We start from the raw sequence: 19730 nt of genomic DNA, 5'->3' as shown, positions 1-19730 counted from the left end.
CGGCGGTGGCGGGGAGGTCCCCGTCCCGGCCGTGTAACAGGGAGCCGTGCCGGGCGTAACACGGCCGAAGCACGCTGAACGGTATGCAGAACACCGCGACGCCCACACACTGCCCGTACTGCGCCCTGCAGTGCGGGATGAACCTGACGCCCGTGCCGGACGGGACCGTCGAGGTGAGTGAGCGCACGGACTTCCCGGTGAACCGGGGCGCGCTGTGCGGCAAGGGCCGTACGGCACCCGCGGTGCTGGCGTCGAGCGTCCGGCTGACCTCGCCGCTGGTGCGTTCCGGAGGCGAGTTGGTGCCCGCCTCCTGGGACGAGGCGCTGGACCGGATCGCGGCCGGGCTGGGCCGTACGCGCGCGGAGCACGGGCCGGACGCGGTCGGGGTGTTCGGCGGGGGCGGGCTGACGAACGAGAAGGCGTACACGCTCGGCAAGTTCGCGCGGGTCGCGCTCGGCACGTCCCAGATCGACTACAACGGCCGTTTCTGCATGTCGTCGGCGGCCGCCGCCGGCATCAAGGCGTTCGGGCTCGACCGGGGGCTGCCGTTCCCGCTGGAGGACATCCCGAAATCGGGCTGTGTGATCCTCGTCGGGTCGAATCTCGCGGAGACCATGCCGCCGTCGCTGCGCTTCTTCCACGAGCTGCGGGAGAACGGCGGCACCCTGATCGTGATCGACCCGCGCCGTACGAAGACCGCCGAGCAGGCGGACCTGCACTTGGCGCCCCGCCCGGGCACGGACCTGGCCCTCGCCCTGGGTCTGCTGCATCTGGTGATCGCCGAGGGGCGGGTGGACGAGGAGTACGTCCAGGAGCGCACGGTGGGCTGGGAGGACGCGCGGGCCGCGGCGATGGCGCACTGGCCGGAGTACGTGGAGCGGATCACGGGGGTGTCCGTTCCCCAACTTCGGGAGACCGTACGGCTGTTCTGCGAGCCGGAGTCGGCGATGGTGCTCACCGCGCGCGGGCCCGAGCAGCAGTCCAAGGGCACGGACACGGTGGGCGCGTGGATCAACCTGTGCCTGGCGACCGGCCGGGCGGGCCGTCCGCTGTCCGGGTACGGCTGTCTGACAGGGCAGGGCAACGGGCAGGGCGGCCGCGAACACGGGCAGAAGGCCGACCAGTTGCCGGGCTATCGCAAGCTCGACGATCCGGCGGCGCGGCGGCATGTCGCCGAGGTGTGGGGCGTCGACCCGGATTCACTGCCGGGCCCGGGGCGCAGTGCGTACGAGTTGCTGGACGCGCTGGGCACCGACATCAAGTCCCTGCTGCTGATGGCGTCCAACCCGGTGGTGTCGGCGCCGCGTGCCGCGCACATCGAGGAGCGCATCAGGTCACTGGACTTCCTGGCCGTGTGCGACGTGGTGCTGTCGGAGACGGCGGCGCTCGCGGACGTCGTCCTGCCGGTCACCCAGTGGGCGGAGGAAACCGGCACGACGACGAACCTGGAGGGCCGGGTCCTGCTCCGCCGCCGGGCGATCACGCCGCCCGAGAACATCCGCAGCGACCTGGAGGTCCTCCACGAACTCGCCGCCCGCCTGGGCGTGGAGAAGGGCTTCCCGACGGACCCCGAGGAGGTCTTCGAGGAACTCCGCCGCGCGAGCGCAGGCGGCCCGGCGGACTACTCGGGGATCACGTACCGCAGGCTGGTGGAGGAGGACGGGGTGTTCTGGCCTTGTCCGGGGGGTGTGGGGGGTGCGGGGGCGGTGGACTCGGTGGAGCCCGGGGATCCTGCCGCCGCCCCGGCGCCGGCACCGGGAAACCCGGCGGGCCTCACGCCCGGCACGCCCGGCACGCCCGGCACGACGGCCGGAGGCCCGGAAGCGCCTGCGGACGCGGCGGCAAACCCGGGAGCGCCTGCGGACGCGGCGGCAAACCCGGCCACGCCCGAAGACGCGGCGGGCGGGCCGGTTGCGCAACGGAGCGCGGCCGGCCGCCCGACCGTCACCGGCGACACGGCCGACGGCGCTCACCCCGGCACCCCGCGCCTCTTCCTCGACCGTTTCGCCACCCCCGACGGACGCGCCCGGTTCGTCGCCGTCTCGCATCGGGCGGTGGCCGAGGAGCCGGACGAGGAGTACCCGGTGCTGCTGACCACGGGGCGGGTCGTGGCGCAGTATCAGTCCGGGGCGCAGACGCGGCGGGTGGCGGAGCTGAACGCCGCCGCGCCCGGGCCTTTCGTGGAGTTGCATCCGCGGCTGGCGGCGCGGCTCGGGGCGGTCGAGGGGGATCCGGTCGCCGTGGTGTCGCGGCGGGGCCGGGCCGTGGCGCCCGCGCGGATCACCAACGCCATCCGTCCCGACACCGTGTTCATGCCCTTCCACTGGCCGGGCGAGGGCCGTGCCAACACCCTCACCAACCCCGCGCTCGACCCGACCTCCCGGATGCCGGAGTTCAAGGCGTGTGCGGTGCGGTTGGAGGCGGTGCGGGGCTAGCGCCGGGTCAGGGACAGGGCCTCGCTCAGGACGGGGATGTCGTCCCGGCTGCGCAGCGCTGTCGCCGCCGTACGGTGGCCGAGGCGGAGCCTGGACGCCTCGTCGAGGTCCGCCAGGACACCGGAGAGATACCCGGCGGCGAACGCGTCGCCCGCGCCGACCGGTTCGACGACCTCGACGGTGAGGGCGGGCGCGAAGGTGACCTCACCCGCGGCGTACGACGTGGCGCCGTGCTCGGCGTCCTTGACGACGACGAGCGGTGCCGGGGCGAGCAGGCTCGCGATGTCGTCGGGGTGGGCCGTGCCCCACAGGGCCTCGGCCTCGTCGCGCCCGACGAACACGAGGTCCGCCGCACGGGCCAGATCCCGCAGCACCGGTGCCGCCTCGGCGTTCCGTCCGCTTCACAGGGCGGGGCGGTGGTTGACGTCGAAGGAGACCAGCGGCCGAGGCCCCGCCGCGCCCCACGGTGTGCGGCGTACGACGATCTCCTCCAGCAGCTGGGCGCAACTGCCCGACAGCGCCGCGGTGATGCCCGACACGTGCACGATCCGCGGCCCCCGCAACTCGGGCGCGCCGGCCAGCTCCGGACCCATATGGGCGGCGGCCGATCCGCTCCGGTAGTACAGGGGGCGGGTGGCGTCCGGGCCCGGGTCCTTGAAGTACACGCCGGTCGGATGGGCCGTATCCACGGCGACGGCGCCCACCTCGAGGCCCCGGGCCGCGAGTTCGGAGCGGATGCGCCAGCCGAACGCGTCGTCGCCCACCCGGCTCAGCCGCAGCATCACCTTGCTGCTCGCGCTCGCCGGGTCCGCCGCGACCGTGAGGGCCTGTTCGGCCTGGTCCAGGGGGAAGCGGTGGGTGATGACCGGGGAGATGTCCAGGCCGTCGCGCAGGGCGGTCAGGGCGTCGTCGATCTCGTCGACGAAACGGTAGGAGCCGATCCAGGTGATCTCCCGGGTCACCAGGTCGCCCAGGACGGCGGGCGCGGCCGTGCCTGGCAGGTTCCCGACCTGTACGACAGTGCCGCCGCGGGCGGTGGCCCGTAGGACCGCTCCCAGCGCGGCCGGTGCGCCGGACGCCTCGAAGACGACGTCGACGTCGTGCGGCAGTTCCTCGCCCCGGGAGCTGGACGAGGCCTTCCACCACGGTCTGATGCGGCTGGGCCTGCACGAGAACGTCTCCCCCGCGGTCTTCGCCGACCAGCATCAGGAGATCTTCGACGCGGTCGTCAGCGGCGACCTCGCCCTGGCCCGCACCGCCATGCGGACGCATCTGCGCGCCGTCTTCAGCGACATCGAGCGGATCCGGGCCCACTCACCCGAGCTCTTCGCCACCGGTTCCTCGTCGGTGCCGGTGCGGCGGAACGTGGTGGTCTGGGAGTAGCGGAGTGAGAGACTCCGACACAGGCCTCGGTGGTGTCCGCACCCGAACTGCGGACACCACCGAGTGTCGTGAGAGGGCGGTTCAGCCCACCTTGACCGCACTCCAGGCGGAGGCCACGGCCTTCTGCTCGGTGCTGCCGCTGCCGTAGAGGTCCTTCGCCGCGTTCAGGGTCGCCTTGCGGGCGGCCGCGTAGTCGGTCGAGGAGGTCATGTAGACCGTCAGGGCGCGGTACCAGATCTTGCCGAGCTTGGCCTTGCCGATCCCCTTGACCGTGGAGCCATTGCAGGTCGGGGAGGAGTGGCTGACGCCGTTGATGGTCTTCGCGCCGCTGCCCTCCGCGAGCAGGTACGCGAAGTGGTTGCCGATGCCCGAGGAGTAGTGCACGTCGAGGTCGGCGGCCTTGTCGCTCCAGCAGTCGGCGGACTTGCCGTCCTTCGACGGCTTGTCCATGCGGCGCAGGGACTCCCGGCCGAGCCCGGAGCGGACGACCTTCTCGCCGATGAGCCAGTCACCGGGATCCTTGGAGTTCTTCGCGTGGAACTCCACCAGCGTGCCGAAGATGTCCGACGTGGCCTCGTTCAGTCCGCCGGACTCGCCCGAGTACGTCAGCGCCGCCGTCTTCGAGGTGACACCGTGGGACATCTCGTGCCCGGCCACGTCCAGCGAGACCAGCGGCCCGAGCTGCTTGCCGTCGCCGTCGCCGTACGTCATGCAGAAGCAGTTGTCGTCCCAGAAGGCGTTGTTGTAGTTCTTGCCGTAGTGGACGCGGTTGAAGGAGCCCTTGCCGTCGCCGGCGATGCCCTTCCGGTTGTGGACGTTCTTGTAGTAGTCCCAGGTGACGTCCGTGCCGTACTGCGCGTCCACGGCCACCGTGGCGCGGTCGGAGGTCTTGCCCGTGGCCCAGTGGTTGTCCGCGTCCGAGAAGAGCGTCGCGGGGGCGCGGGACACGCAGACCGTCAGCAGGCACCGGTCCGTCTTGTTCTCCGCGTCGCCCGTGTACGTGCCGCCGCGCGTCGCATCCTTCAGCCGGTACGACGCCCCGGACTTGGTGGTGTTCAGCCCGACCGTGCCGCCGTAGAGGGACTTGCCGTCGCCCGACACCGTCTCCATCGTGTCCCAGGCGTCTATTCGGTCGCCGGTCGTCGCGTCGGTCAGCACGGTCTGCCCGACGGGGTTGCCGAGTCCGTCGTGCGCGACCGCGTCGGTCTGCCAGGCGAGCTTCGGGGCGCCGTGCAGGGCGTCGACGACCAGGCGCGGCTTGGCGGTCAGCTTCTTCAGGGTCTCGCCGAGGTGTGCGGCGCGCAGCAGGCTCGCGGCCAGGTCGGCGGCCTTCGGGGCGGTCACCTTCGGGGTGACGTCGTCCAGGGACAGCGCGGACTTCGTGGCGCGGTTGGCGCTGCGGTAGGTGCCGTCCGGGTTCAGGTGGACGACGAAGTCGCCGCCGAGGACCGGGAGTCGGTGGTACGTGCGGTCGTAGCGGACGTGCTGGGTACCGTCCTCGTCGACGACCACGTCCCGGACCTTCGTCTCCTGGGCCGAGCCGAGACCCAGTTCGGAGGCCCGGTCGGCGAGGACCGTCTCCGCACTGTCGATCGCGTCGGACCGGGTCGGCCGTTCGTCCGCCTGGGCGGTGGGGGAAAGCACGGCGGCCACCAGGGCGCCGATGCCGGTGGCGGCCACACCTGCGGTGGCGAGACGGGAACCTCGGACGGGACGTATCCGACTCATCGGTCTCCTCATACGGGCACACCCGGTCGCGTGGGGTCGACCGGGGGCGGCGTTGATGTTGACCGCGAGTTAAGGCGGCCCGGACATGGCATGTCCATAGGCCCGTTGTGCAGGTGTGTGAGGGTGCAGAATCGTTCCTGTGACCCTCCCCTTCTTCGTCTACGGCACGCTCCGCCCCGGCGAGGTCAACCACGACCTCTTCCTGCACGGCCGCACCCGCTCCGAGGCCCCGGCACGGCTCGACGACACGGTGCTGTACGCCGGGCCGGGCTACCCCTACGCGGTCGAGGAACCGGGCGGCGGCGACACCGTGACCGGGGAGCTGATCACCGCCCTGCCGGAGTCGTACGGGGCGCTGCTCACGGAGCTGGACCGGCTGGAGGACTACGTGCCGGGGGATCCGCGCAGTCTGTACGTGCGGGTCGAGCGGAAGGTGGTGAGGGTGTCGGACGGGGCGGCGGTGCGGGCCTGGGTGTATGTGGCGGGCCCGGGGGTGGCCGCGCGGCTTCGGGCCGGGGGGACGCGGATTCTGGGTGGGGATTGGCGGGGGCGGGAGTGAGGGGTGTGCGGGGGGGGGTGGGTTTGTGGGGGCGGTGGGTGTGTGGGGGCGCCCGCCTGGACGAGTCGTAGTCGCGGTGCCGGTGGCCTCCGGCGGTAGTGGGAGCGGGGGGAGGTGAGAGCGCGGGCACTCACCGCCGCAGCGGGACGAACATGTGCTGCGAGCGTGCGGGGGGGGGAGGGCGAGTCGAGGTCGCAGCGCCGACGGGCACCGGGCCGGGCGCGACCGCGATGCCGAGTCAGCAGGCCGACGCCGGCGTGGCGGCCGTGGCGATACGCCGAGGCCAATCACCGGGCCAGCCGCGACCGCGACGCCCCAGGTCAGCAGCGGGCCGGCGCGGGCGAGGCGGCCGTCGTACGAGTCGTGCCCCGACGGTCGGTGCCCGTGCGGCCTGCGCGTCAGTCCGCGTACGGGTGGGTCGTCCTCGCGTTGCGCAACGCCTCGCCCCACCAGGCCAGTTGGTCCAGCATGGTCTTGGCTGCGGCGTCCGGGCCGGTGGGGTCCCGTAGGGCGCCCTTGTCATCGAAGGACGCGCCGGCGTTGTGGAAGGAGACGGTGTCGCGGACCGTCACGGCGTGGAGTTCGGCGAAGACCTGGCGGAGGTGCTCCACCGCGCGCAGGCCGCCGGAGAGGCCGCCGTAAGAGACGAGGGCGACCGGCTTGGCCCGCCACTCGGTGAAGTGCCAGTCGATGAGGTTCTTCAGACCCGCCGGGTAGGAGTGGTTGTACTCGGGGGTGAGGACGACGAACGCGTCCGCGCGGGCCAGTTTCGGGGTGATGCCGGAGAGGGTGGCGGTCGCCTCGGGGGTGCGCTCGAAGGACATCGGCAGGTCGGTCTCGGCGACGTCGACGACCTCGGCGACCAGGTCGTCCCGGTCCCGGAGGCGGTCGAGGAGCCAGTCGGCGACGACGGGACCGAAGCGGCCGTGGCGGTTGCTGCCGACGATGAGGGTCACATGGAGGGGCTCTGCATGGGTCGCTGATGCGTTCATACGGCACAGCCTCGTACCTCAACTTTTGTTGAGGTCAAGCCCGGATGTGTCCTCATGCCCGGGTCACCCGTTCACACGTGCTCGGCGGGCTTTTCCGGGACCTGCCCGCAGAACGGCCCTGACCTGCCCGAACACCCCCGGCCGGCCGTCGGGCGGCGCACCCCCTGACACCCATTCACCCCAATTCTGACGCCCCCTCAGAAAGCGCGGCCGCCGCGCTGCCCGTTACCTCGGAAGGGCAGGTGCACGAACGAACCGCTCGAAGGAGCACCGATGCGACGTACCGCCCGGCCGCTGACCGGCACCGTGCTCGCCGTCGCCGCCGCGGCCCTGGCCGCCGCTCCCGCGTACGGGGCCGCCGGTGGCCTGGAGGTCTCCCCCTCCTCTGTGGTCCCGGGCGGGCAGGTCACCGTGCGCACGGCGGCCTGCGGCGACGGCGGTACGGCGACGGGTGACGCCAGCGCGGTCGGGGCCGGTTCCCTCGGCCTGGCACCGGGACCGGACGGCCAGGACGCGACCGGGCGGTTCAGGGTGCCGCCGAGCGCGCAGCCGGGGACGTACGAGATCACCGTGACGTGCGGCGGGAGCGGCCGGGTGGTCACGGGGGATCTGGTGGTCACGCTGACGGCCGTGCGCCAGCAGGTCCATCCCAGGGGGAGTGTGAAGACGGGGGTCGGCGGCACTCTGGGCCCCGATCCCGTACAGACCGCGGCAGGTGTGGCGGCCCTCGCCGTCGCCGCCGCGGGCGGTACCTGGCTCCTGCATCGCCGGGCGAGAGGCGACGGGATCTGACGGACACCCTCCGCTGTCCGTCGCCGGTACCGCATGTCCCCTCCCCCTCCGGGTCCGACGCCCCTCGCGGCCCGGAGGGGGGTACGGGGCCCGCAGGGCTCCTGAAACGCGGAGGGCAGAGGGCAGATCAGGAAAGGGCCCGCCATGCGCAGATTCCCCAGGTACGGCAAGACGTTCGGCAATCCGGCCAACGCCGCCATGGCGGCCGTCACGGTGTTCGCCCTGTGCTCCGGGGCGTGGCTGCTGCGCAGCGGCGCCGAGACGCACGCCCCTCCCCAGCCGTCCGCCGCGCAGGCCCGCGCGAGCCAGGACGGGCGAGACGAGCAGGACAGGCGGGACGGACAGGGCAAGCCGGACGGGCAGGAGGGCCGGGCAGGACAGGCCGGCCGGGCCGGTGAGCGGCATGCCGCGCCCGCGCTGCCGCCCTCGCCGCCCGACCGCATCCGCATCCCGGCGATCCGCGTCGACGCGCCCCTGACCGGGCTCGGCCTGACGCGGACCGGCAGCCTGGACGCACCGCCCGCCGCGCGCGGGAACCTCGCCGGCTGGTACGAGGCCGGCACCACGCCCGGTGAGCGGGGCACCGCGATCGTCGCCGGCCATGTCGACAACGCCGACGGCCCCGCCGTCTTCTACGCCCTCGGCGCCCTCACCAAGGGCAGCACGATCGAGGTGGACCGGCGCGACGGCAGAGTCGCCGTGTTCACCGTGGACGCCGTCGAGGCGTACCCCACGAAGGACTTCCCCGACCAGAAGGTCTACGGCCCCGCCCGCCGCCCCGAGCTGCGGGTCATCACCTGCGGCGGCGGCTACTCACGGGCCACCGGCTATCAGGGCAACGTGGTCGTCTTCGCCCACCTGACCGGGAGCCGGTGAGCTGCCCAGGATGTTGGTTCTCCCCCAGGCACCCAGAGGTTCCAGGGCCTCGTTCAGGGACACGCCCCGCGGCGTCAGCGAGTACTCCACGCGGGGCGGCACCTCGTCGTACGCCTCGCGGTGCACCAGGCCGTCGGCCTCCATCTCGCGCAGATGCGAGGCGAGGACCTTCTCGGTGACGCCCGGCAGCTCCCGGCGCAGTTCGCCGAAGCGGCAGGGCCGCTCGTTCAGCGCCCAGAGGATGAGCACCTTCCACTTGCCGCCGATCACGTCCATCGCCGCGTCGATCCCGCAGATGTACGCACCCGGCCGCCGCACCGTCGTCCCCATGCCCGAGTCCCTTCCCCCGCCGCCGCCTGCATGCTTCCCCCGGGGTAACCACCCACTTCCAAGTGCGTACTTGAGCAGGCCGTTCCCTTGAGACGACCCTAAACGCCATGACTGACAACGCCGTTGTTTCCCGTACGCCCCTCACCCTCCTCGGCGCCGGTGCCATGGGCACCGCCCTCGCCCGCGCCTGGCTCGCCGCCGGTCACCCGGTGACCGTCTGGAACCGCACCCCCGCCCGCGCCGAAGCCCTGGCCGCCGAAGGCGCGACCGTGGCCGCGAGTGCCGCCGAGGCGGTGGCCGCGAACCGCCTCGTGGTCGCCTGCCTGCTCGACGACGCCTCCGTGGGCGACGCCCTGGAAGGGGCCGACCTGGCCGGGCGGGACCTGGTGAACCTCACCACCGGCACCCCGGCCGAGGGCCGTGCCCGCGCCGCCTGGGCCGAAGCCGGCGGCGCCCGTTTCCTGGACGGCGGCATCATGGCCGTACCGCCGATGATCGGGGTCGCGGACTCCGGTGGCTATGTCTTCTACAGCGGCTCCCCCGAGCTGTTCGAGGAGCACCGCGACACCCTCGCCGTCCCGGCCGGCGCCCGCTGGGCCGGGGCCGACCCGGGCTTCGCCGCACTGCACGACGTGGCCCTGCTGAGCGCGATGAGCGGCATGTTCGCCGGTATCACCCACGCCTTCGCGCTGCTCCGCCCGGAGGACATCGCCCCGAAGGACTTCGCCCCGCTGCTCGTGGACTGGCTGACCGCGATGGCACCGGCCGCGCACCAGACCGCCGACCAGTTGGAGAGCGGCGACTACACGAGCAATGTCGTCTCCAACCTCGCGATGCAGGTCGCCGGCAACGCCACCCTGCTGCGCACCGCCGAGGAACAGCGGGTCAGCCCCGAGCTGCTGACCCCGTACATGGCCCTGATGGAGCGGCGCCTCGCCCAGGGGCACGGCGACGAGGACGGGACGGGGATCGTCGAGCTGCTGGCTCAAGATGCCAGCTAGATCCGGCGGGCCCGCTGGACCTTGGACCTGCTGGACCCGCTGGACCTGCTGGACCTGCTGGACCTGCTGGACCCGCTGGACCCGCTGGACCCGCTAGATCTTCTGGTCCCGCTAGACCCGCTTGAAGAGACGTCCCGCGAGGTCGACGCCCGTGATCGTGCCGCTCTCGTCGCGGGAGAAGTAGCCGCGCTGTCCCTGGAGGCCGCCCTCGGTGACGATGTACTCGTCGCCGTCGCCGGGGAGGAAGGCGATGTCGGCGGCCGGGTAGTCCGGGGGCATCTCCTCGTCCGACGCCTCGCGGATCTCCGGCTTGATGCCGACCGCCAGGGTGAGACGGGTGCCGTCGGTGGCGAGGTCGAGGTTCATGGCGTCGATCTCGTAGCGGCCGGCGACCTGCCGGGCCCGTCCCTCGTCGTACGGGAGGGGCTCCACCGTCTTCTCGGTGACGCCGAGGTAGTGCTCGAGCGCCCAGCGCACGACGGACTGGTTGAAGGGGTAGCCGTCGGGGCCGACGTTGGACAGGGAGACCACCGCGAAGTCCCGCTCGGGGACGATGAGCAGCTCGGCGAAGTGGCCGTTGCCCGAGCCGCCGTGGCCGATGCCGTGCAGGCCGTCGAAGTCGTGCAGGAACCAGCAGATGCCGAAGCCGTCGCCGAGGGTGCTGCCGCGCAGGGCGACCGTCTGCTCCCGCATGCGGTGCAGCTCGGCCGCGGGCAGCACGCCCTCACCGTCGCCGAGCTGGAAGCGGGCCCAGCGCAGCAGGTCGCTCACCGAGGAGGCGAGGCCGCCGCCGGGGTTGTCGGCGCGGGCGCCCTCCCTGAAGGCTCCCCAGGGGCGGGCCGCCCGCAGCTCGCCGTCGTCGCCGCGGTTGTAGCCCACGGCGTGCTTGCGGACCATCGCCTCCGACAGTCCGTACACGGTGTCCGTCAGGCCCACCGGCTCCAGGAGCAGTGACGCCATGGCCTGTTCGAAGGGCAGGCCCGTGACCTTCTCGACGACGCGGCCGGCCAGGTTGTATCCGGCCTGGCTGTACGAGGCCCGGGCGCCGGGCGGGGCGATCAGCGGCAGGGCGGGGAGCTTGCGTACGAGCCCGGCCAGGGAGCGGTCGCCCTCGCCGTCGTCGATCAGGTTCCAGTCGAGGCCCGAGGTGTGGTTGAGCAGGTTGAGGACGGTGATCCGCTCCGCGGCCTGCTCGTCGGCCAGCTGCAGTTCGGGCACGTAGCGCCTGACCGGGGCGTCCAGGTCCACCTTCCCTTCGGCGACCAGGCGCATCAGGGCGGTCGCCGTGAAGCTCTTGGAGACCGACGCCAGCGGGAACAGGGTCTTCTCGTCGACCGGCAGCGGGCCGGCGAGGCTGGTCACGCCGTGCGAGGCGTAGAACTCCTGACCGTCCATGAGCACTCCGACGGCCACACCTGGGACGCCGAACTCCATGGCCTGCGTGGTGACGAAATCCGACAGCTTCTCCTGCGTCATGGCTCCCCCTCTGGACACTTGAACTAAGTACGAGTGTGAGCGTAGGCCAGGACTTGAACAAAGTGCAAGAGCTTTCACGGCGGCCGACGGCGGTCGAACGACTTTCATGAACTAAGTGCAAGTACAGTGGTCACCATGCCGCGAGACACACTCACCGCCGACCGGATCGTCCACGCGGCCATCGAGCTGCTGGACGAGGAGGGGCTGGACGGCCTCAACATGCGGAGCCTGGCGAAGCGGCTGGGCTCGGCCGCCACGGCCGTCTACTGGCACATCAAGACCAAGGACGAGCTGGTGCGGCTCGCCAGCGACACGGTCTGGCACGAGGTCGAGCTGCCCGATCCCGACGCCGCCGACGCCGACGCCGACTGGCGGACGGCCGCCACGGCCCAGGCCGAGGGCATGCACGCGATGCTCACCCGGCACCCCTGGCTGGTCCAGGCGTTCGGCAGTCATCTCCTGTACGGGCCCGGTCAGGCCCGGTACAACGACCTGAGCCTCGCGATCTACGAGAAGGCGGGCTTCGCGCCCGAGGACGCGGACCGGGCGGCGGCCGCCGTCTTCACCTTCGTGCTCGGCAGCACGCTCGGGCCCGCCGCCGAGGTCTCGTTGAATCGGCGGCTGGGCAGGAACGGTGCGGATGCCGGGCAGTTGCTGGCCGATGCGGTGGCGCGTGCCGCGGAGACCGCGAGGGAGTTTCCGCGGTTGCGGGAACGCCTCGGTACCAAGGCCGCGGTGGAGTACGCGGCGGCGCCCGACAGCAGTTTCGAGTTCGGGCTCCGGGCTCTTCTCGACGGGTTCGAGGCGCGTCTCGCGGGCGGCTGCGGGGGGTGATGTGCGTGCGTTGTTCGGCTGCGGCGCCGTTGTGGTTGATCGCGCAGTTCCCCGCGCCCCTGACAACAGGCCGTCGTTCGGCCGCGGCGCTGTCGTGATGGGTCGCGCAGTTCCCCGCGCCCCTGGAGGGCCCTGAGGACACAGGACGGTTCAGCCCTGTCTGCGGGCCCTTCGACGAGCGCCCAGCATCACTCGTAGCGAGCCCACCATCGGCGGGGATGCGGACCCGCGCAGCAGTCGGGCGCCCTGCGCGAGCGCCGCGTCCGCGGTGAGCAGTTCGATCTCGGCGACTGCCTCCAACAACACGCCGTTGCGGCTGGCGGTCAGGACGGGCAGTTCCTTGGCCGCCAGCAGGGAGGTGCGCGCCGCTTCTATCTGGCACTCCAACAACTCCCGTACGCCTGGCGATTGGCGCGCCTCCGCGAGGTCCCTCTCCGTCACCGAGAAGCGTGCCAGCGTTTCCGTCGGTATGCCCAGCCGCCCTTCCGCCAGGTCCTCGGCGAGATCGTTGACGAAGTCCAGCCGCTGACTTCCGTCGATGAACATCCGGCACCCGGCCCGGAAGTCCCCGTCCTCGTGCTCCGGCCTCAGCAGGGACGCGACCAGCATGAACGCGGGCAGCGAGTAGGCGTCCACATACGCCTGGTAGTCGGCCTCGGTGGCGAAGCCGGCGAACTCCAACTCGGCGGTGGCGGTGGCCAAGTACTCCTCCACCACCTCCCGGAGGCGCGGGTACGCGGCCGTGGTGTGCAGCAGCGTACGGATCAGCGGATCGTCGCTCACCCCGCTGTCCAGCGCCTTACGCACCTCCTGCTCCCACGCCCCCCACGCCGTGACTCGCTGTGGCTTCGGGCCGGTGTCCAGCAGGTTGTCCCCGTGATGCATCACCGCCGTCGCGGCCACCACATGAGGCAGCACCGCTTTCGGCAACAGCAGACGGGCCGCAAGGTACGAGGCACGTCTGAAACGCGCGACTGACTCCCGCTGAGCGCTGTAGTCCCGCCGGAGCTCCGGCTCCCGTATCCCCGCAACGTCCAGGCTCTGGTTCCACGCACTCATGCGCCGATCGTAGGCAGGGCGAACCTGCCGGTCAGCAGGCCCAGCCGAAGTCACCGCTCGTCCTGCCAGTCATACTCGGGCCCTACAACTCTGTGCGGTACCTCGCCCGGGCTGTGGCCGTCCGAAACCACAGCTACGGGAGAGCCTTAGGCCAGCCACTGTTCGTACGCCAGGTTCGCCACCAGGGCGAACACCACCGTCAGCAGCACGATGCGGACGAAGCCGCTGCCCTTCTTGAGGGCCGTGTGGGCGCCCAGGGTGCCGCCCGCCAGGTTGAAGACGGCCATGAGGGCGGCCAGTTGCCACAGGACCGCGCCCTGCCAGGCGAAGGTGGCGAGGGCGCCCGCGTTGGTGCAGCAGTTGACGATCTTGGCGGTGGCGGAGGCGGAGACGAGGTCGAGGTGGAGGACGGCGGTGAGGGCGAGGACCAGGAAGGTGCCGGTGCCGGGGCCGATGAGGCCGTCGTAGAAGCCGATGCCGAGGCCCGCGAGGCCGATCGCCGCGAGGATCTGGCGGCGGGTGGCCGGACCGGTCGCGGGGGCCGTGCCGAAGGCGGGCCGCAGGATCACGAAGGCCGCCACCGCGAGCAGCACCACCATGATCACCGGCTTGAGGACCTCGGTGCTCATCCCGGCCGCGAAGAAGGCCCCGGCGGAGGATCCGGCGAGGGCGGCGAGACCGATGCGGCCGGCTGTCCTCACGTCCACCGGGGCCTTGCGGGCGTACGTCACCGCCGCGCCCGTCGTGCCGACGATGGCGACCGCCTTGTTGGTGCCGAGCGCGTGCGCGGCCGGTGTGTGCGACGGGAGCCCGAGCAGGAGCACCGGCAGGAGCAGGAGCCCGCCGCCGCCGACCACGGCGTCGATCCAGCCGGCGGCGAGCGCCGCGAGGCAGAGCAGGACGATCATGGTCAGCGATATGTCGGGCATGATCGAGACCCTATGCGAGGCCCTGTGCGAGGCCCCGCGCGTCCCTCACAGCCCGGCTCCGCCGCACGTCGGGAACCCTCACACCCGCCCCCCGCCCCCGCTGAGGGCAGCGTTCCCCGTGGGAAACAGATGTGATGCTGCCGGGTAACACCGGCACCGCACGCTCAAGGGCATGACCTCGAATGAGCGTGTGGTGGTGATCGGCACCGGCCTCGCGGGCGTACGGCTCGCCCGGCGGCTCGGTGAGCTCGGCACGCCCGCGCTGCTGATCGGCGAGGAGGAGCACCGGCCCTACAACCGCGTGCTGCTCGCCGAGGTGCTGGCCGGACGGTACAGCCCCGAGGTGATCGCCCTGCCCGCGCCCGCGGAGCTGACCCGCGGCCGGGTCACCGGCATCGACCGCGACGCGCGCACCGTCGCCTGCGCGGACGGTTCGGTGATCGCATACGACCGGCTGGTGCTCGCCACCGGTTCCAACCCGGTGCTGCCGCCGCTGCGCGGGCTGTTCACCGAGGACCACCGGCTGCCCGAGGGCGTGCACGCCTTCCGGACCATGGACGACTGCCTGGGACTGTCCAAGGCGGTCCGGCCGGGGGCCAAGGCGGTCGTCATCGGCGGCGGGCTCCTCGGGGTCTCCGCGGCCCGCGCGCTCGCCCTGCGCGGCGCCCAGGTCGTGCTCGCCCAGCAGTCCGAGCGGCTCATGGAGCGCCAGCTCGACCCGGCCTCCTCGAAGCTCGTGCAGCGGCATCTGACCGAGCTGGGCGTGGAGGTGCACACCGAGTGCCGCGTACGGGACGTGCGCTGCGTCGGCGGCGCCGTCCGCTCGGTGGAGATGGCCGACGGGTACGCGCTCGACGCGGACCTGGTGGTCGTCGCCTGCGGTGTGCACCCGCGCGTGGGCCTCGCGCAGGACGCCGGGCTCGACGTCCGCAAGGGCGTCGTCGTGGACGACGAGCTGCGCACCTCCGACCCGTACATCCACGCGATCGGCGACTGCGCCCGGCACGACGGCGTGCTCTACGGCCTCGCCACCCCGGCGCTCGAACAGGCCGACGTGCTGGCGGAGTTGCTCGCCGGTGACGCGACCGCCCGGTACACGGGCACGCGTTCGCTGACCCGGCTCACGCTCACGGGACACGACAGTCCCTTCGACCTCGCCGCGTTCGGCGAGACCGAGGCCCTCCCGGGCGACGACGTCGTCCAGCTCGCCGACGCCACGCGCGGCACCTACCGCAAGGTCGTCGTCCGCGACGACCGCCTGGTCGGCGGGGTCCTCGTCGGCGAACTCGGCACCGTCGGCGCGCTCGCCCGCGCCTGGGAGGGAGCAGAGCCGCTCCCCTCCGACGGCGGCCCGCTGCTCCACCTGCTCACCAACGATGGAGGCTCCTGATGACCGCCACCCCGGAGGCCACGGAGGCCACCCCCACGATCGTGCTCGTCGGCCACGGCATGGTCGGCCAGCGCTTCCTCGAAGCGCTCGCCGAGCGCGGCCTGACCGCCACGCACCGCGTGGTCGTGCTCTGCGAGGAGCCGCGTCCGGCGTACGACCGCGTCCAGCTCACGTCGTACTTCGCGGGCAGGTCGCCCGAGGACCTGTCCATGACGGACATGCAGTTCATCGAGGACCACGGCATCGAGCTGCACATCGGTGACCCGGCGGAGACCGTGGACCGGGAGGCCCGCAGGGTCACCGCCCGCTCCGGTCTCGTCGTCGACTACGACGTGCTGGTCCTGGCCACCGGCTCCTACCCGTTCGTGCCGCCGGTCCCGGGCAAGGACGCCGAGGGCTGTTTCGTCTACCGCACGATCGAGGACCTGCTCGCGATCGAGGAGTACGCGAAGAACGCCCAGGTCGGTGCCGTGGTCGGCGGCGGTCTGCTCGGGCTGGAGGCGGCCGGTGCGCTCAAGGGTCTCGGACTGACCTCCCACATCGTGGAGTTCGCGCCCCGGCTGATGCCCGTCCAGGTCGACGACGGCGGCGGCGCGGCCCTGCTGCGCACCATCGAGGAGATGGGCCTGAGCGTCCACACCGGCGTGGGCACACAGGAGGTCGTGGTCGGCGAGGGCGGTGCCGTGACCGGCATGAAGCTGTCCGACGGCTCCGAACTCGCCACCGACCTGGTGGTGTTCAGCGCCGGTGTCCGCCCCCGCGACCAGCTCGCCCGCGACTGCGGTCTGACGGTCGGCGAGCGCGGCGGCATCACGGTCGACGAGCAGTGCCGCACGGTCAACGACCCGCACGTGTTCGCGATCGGCGAGTGCGCGCTGGCCTCCGACGGCCGGGTGTACGGCCTGGTCGCCCCCGGCTACGAGCAGGCCGAGACGGCCGCCGCGACGATCGCCGCCGACGAGGCCGCCTTCACGGGTGCCGACCTCTCCACCAAGCTGAAGCTGCTCGGCGTGGACGTGGCGTCCTTCGGTGACGCGCACGGCACCGCCGAGGACTGCCTGGACGTCGTCTACTCCGACTCCCGCTCCGGCCTGTACAAGAAGCTGGTCATCGGCCGCGACGGCACGCTGCTCGGCGGCATCCTGGTCGGCGACGCGGAGGCGTACGGCACGCTGAAGGCCTTCACCGGCTCGGTCCCGCCGGTCTCCCCCGAGTCGCTGGTGCTGCCCGCCGGGGCCGGGGAGTCCGTGCAGCTCGGCCCGTCCGCGCTGCCGGACGACGCGATCGTCTGCTCCTGCCACAACGTCTCCAAGGGCACGATCCGCGGCGCGGTCACCGACCACCAGTGCGTGACCGTGCCCGAGGTGAAGAAGTGCACCAAGGCCGGCACCGGCTGCGGCTCCTGCGTCAAGGTCCTCGGCCAGCTCGTCAACGCCGAGCTGGAGGCCGGCGGCATCGAGGTCGACAAGGGCCTGTGCGGCTGCTTCGGGCAGACCCGCGAGGAGCTCTACGAGATCGTCCACGCCCTGCGTGTCACCACGTTCCAGGACCTGCTGGACCGGCACGGCCGCGAGGAGGCCCGGGGCGGTGACGGCTGCGAGGTCTGCAAGCCGGCCGTCGGCTCGATCATCGCCTCCCTCGCCCCGACGATCGGCGCGAGCGGCTACGTCCTGGACGGCGAGCAGGCCTCGCTGCAGGACACCAACGACCACTTCCTGGCCAACCTGCAGAAGAACGGCTCCTACTCGGTCGTCCCGCGCATCCCCGGCGGCGAGATCGCCCCGGAGAAGCTGATCGTCATCGGCGAGATCGCCCGCGACTTCGGCCTCTACACGAAGATCACCGGCGGCCAGCGGATCGACATGTTCGGCGCCCGCGTCGAGCAGCTCCCGCTGATCTGGGCCCGGCTGGTCGACGCCGGCTTCGAGTCAGGACACGCCTACGGCAAGTCGCTGCGCACGGTGAAGTCCTGCGTCGGCCAGACCTGGTGCCGCTACGGCGTCCAGGACTCCGTCCGCATGGCCATCGACCTGGAGCTGCGCTACCGGGGCCTCAGGTCGCCGCACAAGCTCAAGTCGGCGGTGTCCGGCTGCCAGCGCGAGTGCGCGGAGGCCCAGTCGAAGGACTTCGGCGTGATCGCCACGGCCAACGGCTGGAACCTCTACGTCGGCGGCAACGGCGGCGCGACCCCGCGTCACGCGGACCTGCTGGCCCAGGACCTGTCGGACGCCGAACTGATCCGTCTGATCGACCGGTTCCTGATGTTCTACATCCGTACGGCCGACCGTCTGGAGCGCACCTCGACCTGGCTGGAGCGGATCCCGGGCGGCCTGGACCACGTACGGGACGTCGTCGTCCACGACTCCCTCGGCATCTGCGACGAGCTGGAGAAGCTGATGCTGGCGCATGTCGCGTACTACCGCGACGAGTGGGCCGAGACCATCAACGACCCCGAGAAGCTGTCCCGGTTCGTGTCCTTCGTGAACGCGCCGGACACCCCGGACCCGGTCGTCGCCTTCGTGCCCGAGCGCGACCAGATGAAGCCCGACCTGCCGCTGCTGTCCATCGGTATGCGACCCGCCGACGTTCTGGAAGGAAGCGCCCAGCGATGACCCTGGCACCCGAGACCACCGAGCTGAAGATCGAACTCGCCCTCGACGGCGACTGGTTCACGGTCTGCGACCTGAGCACGCTGCTCCCCGGCCGCGGGGTGGCGGCACTGCTGCCGGACGGCCGGCAGGCCGCGATCTTCCGTGACCGTTCCGGCGAACTGTTCGCCATCGACAACCGCGACCCCTTCACCGGCGCGGCCGTCCTCTCCCGCGGCCTGACCGGCACCCACCAGGGCCGCCCGTTCGTCGCCTCCCCGCTGCTGAAGCAGCGTTTCGACCTGGCGTCCGGGCAGTGCCTGGACGACGAGGAGGTGCGTGTGACGGCGTACAAGGTGCGCGCCGCTTAGGTCGTGTCCGCAAAGTCAGGGGAGCCAGAGGCGTAGGCAGGCGAGGGTGACCATGGCTTGGTAGTGGCGGGCGCGTTTGTCGTAGCGAGTGGCCAGGGCCTTGTTGTGCTTGAGCTTGTTGAAGCAGCGCTCGACGAGGTTGCGGCGCCGGTAGGTGGTCCGGTCGAGTCGGCAGAGGCTTTCGCCTCGGCGGATGCGGCCGTTGATCTGGTCGATCCGCTCTGGGATCGCGGCTCTGATGCCCCGCCGACGCAGGTAGGAGCGGATCTTCGTGGACGAGTAGCCCTTGTCCGCGACGACCCGATCGGGCCGCGTTCTGGGCCGGCCGGGCCCGCGTCGGCTGACGCTGATGCGGGCCATGACCTGCTCGAACTGGGTGCAGTCGTTGACGTTCCCAGCGGTCAGGGTAAAGGCGAGCGGCCGGCCCTGCCCATCACAGGCCAGGTGGATCTTCGTAGTCAGCCCGCCACGGGACCGGCCGATCGCCTCGCCCGGCCAGAGCCCCCTTTTCGGGCCCCGGCCGCATGCTGGTGAGCCCGCACAGTCGTGGAGTCGACGCAGACGACAGTCCAGTCCACGGCGCCCACGGCATCGCAGTGCTGCTGGACCTGGGCCAGCAGCCGGTCCCAGGTGCCGTCTGCCGACCAGCGGCGGAAACGTTCGTAGACCGTCTTCCACGGGCCGTAACGCTCAGGCAGGTCCCGCCAGGCCGCCCCCGTGGACAGCTTCCACAGGATGCCGTTGACCACCTGCCGACGATCCCGCACCGGACGCCCCATCCGCGGAGGAGCCAGCAACGGCTCGATCACCGCCCACGACTCATCAGTCAGCTCATGACGACGCACCACGAACCAACCAACGACGCCGCCACTTTGCGGACACGACCTAGGAGCGTCCGGCTTCTGTCGGGTTCCTGTCGAGTTCGCCGACCGGGGAGCGGTGCACGGGGTACGTCGCGTTACATCGAGGCGCACCCCCACCTTCCCT

The 19730-nt window shown here is 71.8% G+C and carries 19 protein-coding genes; 10 read left to right on the top strand and 9 right to left on the bottom strand.

Going from position 1 to position 19730, the window contains the following annotated elements; translation table 11 throughout:
* Positions 1 to 83 precede the first annotated feature (83 nt).
* Positions 84 to 2435 (top strand): molybdopterin oxidoreductase family protein, encoded by a 2352-nt coding sequence (locus NNW99_RS26265; protein ID WP_215121580.1) that lies wholly within the window; start codon positions 84 to 86, stop codon positions 2433 to 2435.
* Here the strand turns inward: NNW99_RS26265 and NNW99_RS39195 are convergent.
* Positions 2432 to 2809: a PfkB family carbohydrate kinase gene (locus NNW99_RS39195; RefSeq protein WP_215121579.1), complete on the bottom strand. Its 378-nt coding sequence runs from the start codon at positions 2807 to 2809 to the stop codon at positions 2432 to 2434. The genes NNW99_RS26265 and NNW99_RS39195 overlap by 4 nt on opposite strands.
* A gap of 27 nt (positions 2810 to 2836) precedes the next feature.
* A complete protein-coding gene (locus tag NNW99_RS39190; protein ID WP_370869209.1) occupies positions 2837 to 3493 on the bottom strand; it encodes a PfkB family carbohydrate kinase in 657 nt (218 codons plus the stop codon).
* Between NNW99_RS39190 and NNW99_RS26255 the strand changes: the two genes are divergently transcribed.
* A complete protein-coding gene (locus NNW99_RS26255; protein WP_251057944.1) occupies positions 3471 to 3818 on the top strand; it encodes an FCD domain-containing protein in 348 nt (115 codons plus the stop codon). The two genes, NNW99_RS39190 and NNW99_RS26255, sit on opposite strands and share 23 nt — an antisense overlap.
* A gap of 81 nt (positions 3819 to 3899) precedes the next feature.
* Here NNW99_RS26255 and NNW99_RS26250 read toward each other — a convergent pair whose 3' ends face one another.
* Entirely contained in the window at positions 3900 to 5546 is a 1647-nt protein-coding gene (locus NNW99_RS26250; RefSeq protein ID WP_215121577.1) for a M4 family metallopeptidase, read from the bottom strand.
* A gap of 139 nt (positions 5547 to 5685) precedes the next feature.
* On the opposite strand from NNW99_RS26250, the gene NNW99_RS26245 reads away from it, so the two are divergent.
* Positions 5686 to 6105, top strand: coding sequence for a gamma-glutamylcyclotransferase family protein (locus NNW99_RS26245; RefSeq protein WP_215121575.1), 420 nt, complete (start codon positions 5686 to 5688; stop codon positions 6103 to 6105).
* Between the two features lie 398 nt (positions 6106 to 6503).
* Here the strand turns inward: NNW99_RS26245 and NNW99_RS26240 are convergent, their stop codons facing one another.
* Positions 6504 to 7097 (bottom strand): NADPH-dependent FMN reductase, encoded by a 594-nt coding sequence (locus NNW99_RS26240; RefSeq protein ID WP_215121574.1) that lies wholly within the window; start codon positions 7095 to 7097, stop codon positions 6504 to 6506.
* A gap of 273 nt (positions 7098 to 7370) precedes the next feature.
* Between NNW99_RS26240 and NNW99_RS26235 the strand changes: the two genes are divergently transcribed.
* Both NNW99_RS26235 and NNW99_RS26230 read left to right on the top strand, forming a co-directional pair.
* Positions 7371 to 7889, top strand: coding sequence for a hypothetical protein (locus NNW99_RS26235; protein ID WP_215121573.1), 519 nt, complete (start codon positions 7371 to 7373; stop codon positions 7887 to 7889).
* A 144-nt stretch (positions 7890 to 8033) separates the two neighbouring features.
* Positions 8034 to 8765: a class F sortase gene (locus tag NNW99_RS26230; RefSeq protein WP_215121572.1), complete on the top strand. Its 732-nt coding sequence runs from the start codon at positions 8034 to 8036 to the stop codon at positions 8763 to 8765.
* Here NNW99_RS26230 and NNW99_RS26225 read toward each other — a convergent pair.
* A complete protein-coding gene (locus tag NNW99_RS26225) occupies positions 8703 to 9095 on the bottom strand; it encodes a helix-turn-helix domain-containing protein (protein ID WP_215121570.1) in 393 nt (130 codons plus the stop codon). The genes NNW99_RS26230 and NNW99_RS26225 overlap by 63 nt on opposite strands.
* 107 nt (positions 9096 to 9202) lie before the next feature.
* On the opposite strand from NNW99_RS26225, the gene NNW99_RS26220 reads away from it, so the two are divergent.
* Entirely contained in the window at positions 9203 to 10096 is an 894-nt protein-coding gene (locus tag NNW99_RS26220; RefSeq protein WP_215121568.1) for an NAD(P)-dependent oxidoreductase, read from the top strand.
* Positions 10097 to 10207: 111 nt separating this feature from the next.
* Here the strand turns inward: NNW99_RS26220 and NNW99_RS26215 are convergent, their stop codons facing one another.
* Positions 10208 to 11572: a serine hydrolase gene (locus NNW99_RS26215; protein WP_215121567.1), complete on the bottom strand. Its 1365-nt coding sequence runs from the start codon at positions 11570 to 11572 to the stop codon at positions 10208 to 10210.
* A gap of 135 nt (positions 11573 to 11707) precedes the next feature.
* Between NNW99_RS26215 and NNW99_RS26210 the strand changes: the two genes are divergently transcribed.
* Positions 11708 to 12406, top strand: coding sequence for a TetR/AcrR family transcriptional regulator (locus NNW99_RS26210; RefSeq protein ID WP_215121566.1), 699 nt, complete (start codon positions 11708 to 11710; stop codon positions 12404 to 12406).
* A 150-nt stretch (positions 12407 to 12556) separates the two neighbouring features.
* On the opposite strand, the gene NNW99_RS26205 is transcribed toward NNW99_RS26210, so the two are convergent.
* Together NNW99_RS26205 and NNW99_RS26200 are read right to left on the bottom strand one after the other, a co-directional pair.
* On the bottom strand, positions 12557 to 13465 hold the full coding sequence (locus NNW99_RS26205) for a squalene/phytoene synthase family protein (RefSeq protein ID WP_215121565.1): 909 nt from the start codon (positions 13463 to 13465) through the stop codon (positions 12557 to 12559).
* 146 nt (positions 13466 to 13611) lie between these two features.
* The gene (locus NNW99_RS26200) at positions 13612 to 14394 is read right to left on the bottom strand and encodes a sulfite exporter TauE/SafE family protein (protein WP_215121564.1); all 783 of its coding nucleotides are present in this window, start codon (positions 14392 to 14394) and stop codon (positions 13612 to 13614) included.
* Between the two features lie 172 nt (positions 14395 to 14566).
* Here NNW99_RS26200 and NNW99_RS26195 point away from each other — a divergent pair, with 172 nt between their 5' ends.
* Genes NNW99_RS26195 through nirD form a run of 3 tightly spaced genes read left to right on the top strand, consistent with a single transcriptional unit; the run spans position 14567 to position 18743 of the window.
* Positions 14567 to 15784, top strand: coding sequence for an NAD(P)/FAD-dependent oxidoreductase (locus NNW99_RS26195; protein WP_215121562.1), 1218 nt, complete (start codon positions 14567 to 14569; stop codon positions 15782 to 15784).
* On the top strand, positions 15784 to 18396 hold the full coding sequence (gene nirB / locus NNW99_RS26190) for a nitrite reductase large subunit NirB (protein ID WP_215121561.1): 2613 nt from the start codon (positions 15784 to 15786) through the stop codon (positions 18394 to 18396). Before NNW99_RS26195 ends, nirB begins: the two co-directional genes overlap by 1 nt.
* Positions 18393 to 18743 carry a nitrite reductase small subunit NirD gene (gene nirD, locus NNW99_RS26185; RefSeq protein ID WP_215121560.1) on the top strand — a complete coding sequence of 117 codons (351 nt, stop codon included), beginning with the start codon at positions 18393 to 18395 and terminating at the stop codon, positions 18741 to 18743. Before nirB ends, nirD begins: the two co-directional genes overlap by 4 nt.
* Before the next feature lie 15 nt (positions 18744 to 18758).
* Here the strand turns inward: nirD and NNW99_RS26180 are convergent.
* Positions 18759 to 19588, bottom strand: a protein-coding gene (locus NNW99_RS26180) for an IS5 family transposase (protein WP_251058078.1) whose coding sequence is annotated in 2 segments (ribosomal slippage) — positions 18759 to 19240 and positions 19240 to 19588 — 831 coding nt in all. Because the reading frame shifts where the segments join, the coding sequence is not laid out codon by codon here.
* Positions 19589 to 19730 lie beyond the last annotated feature (142 nt).

Origin of the sequence: Streptomyces sp. CRCS-T-1 (assembly GCF_024442335.1) — a bacterium.
In the GTDB taxonomy this organism is placed as follows: Bacteria; Actinomycetota; Actinomycetes; order Streptomycetales; family Streptomycetaceae; genus Streptomyces; species Streptomyces koelreuteriae.
This window is presented reverse-complemented; position numbering and strand designations above follow the sequence as displayed.

Coding starts and splice junctions, on each gene's coding strand:
- NNW99_RS26265 (WP_215121580.1), top strand. CDS start 84: ATGCAGAACACCGCGACGCCCACACACTGCCCGTACTGCGCCCTGCAG.
- NNW99_RS26250 (WP_215121577.1), bottom strand. CDS start 5,546: ATGAGTCGGATACGTCCCGTCCGAGGTTCCCGTCTCGCCACCGCAGGT.
- NNW99_RS26240 (WP_215121574.1), bottom strand. CDS start 7,097: ATGAACGCATCAGCGACCCATGCAGAGCCCCTCCATGTGACCCTCATC.
- NNW99_RS26235 (WP_215121573.1), top strand. CDS start 7,371: ATGCGACGTACCGCCCGGCCGCTGACCGGCACCGTGCTCGCCGTCGCC.
- NNW99_RS26230 (WP_215121572.1), top strand. CDS start 8,034: ATGCGCAGATTCCCCAGGTACGGCAAGACGTTCGGCAATCCGGCCAAC.
- NNW99_RS26225 (WP_215121570.1), bottom strand. CDS start 9,095: ATGGGGACGACGGTGCGGCGGCCGGGTGCGTACATCTGCGGGATCGAC.
- NNW99_RS26220 (WP_215121568.1), top strand. CDS start 9,203: ATGACTGACAACGCCGTTGTTTCCCGTACGCCCCTCACCCTCCTCGGC.
- NNW99_RS26215 (WP_215121567.1), bottom strand. CDS start 11,572: ATGACGCAGGAGAAGCTGTCGGATTTCGTCACCACGCAGGCCATGGAG.
- NNW99_RS26210 (WP_215121566.1), top strand. CDS start 11,708: ATGCCGCGAGACACACTCACCGCCGACCGGATCGTCCACGCGGCCATC.
- NNW99_RS26205 (WP_215121565.1), bottom strand. CDS start 13,465: ATGAGTGCGTGGAACCAGAGCCTGGACGTTGCGGGGATACGGGAGCCG.
- NNW99_RS26200 (WP_215121564.1), bottom strand. CDS start 14,394: ATGCCCGACATATCGCTGACCATGATCGTCCTGCTCTGCCTCGCGGCG.
- NNW99_RS26195 (WP_215121562.1), top strand. CDS start 14,567: ATGACCTCGAATGAGCGTGTGGTGGTGATCGGCACCGGCCTCGCGGGC.
- nirB (WP_215121561.1), top strand. CDS start 15,784: ATGACCGCCACCCCGGAGGCCACGGAGGCCACCCCCACGATCGTGCTC.
- nirD (WP_215121560.1), top strand. CDS start 18,393: ATGACCCTGGCACCCGAGACCACCGAGCTGAAGATCGAACTCGCCCTC.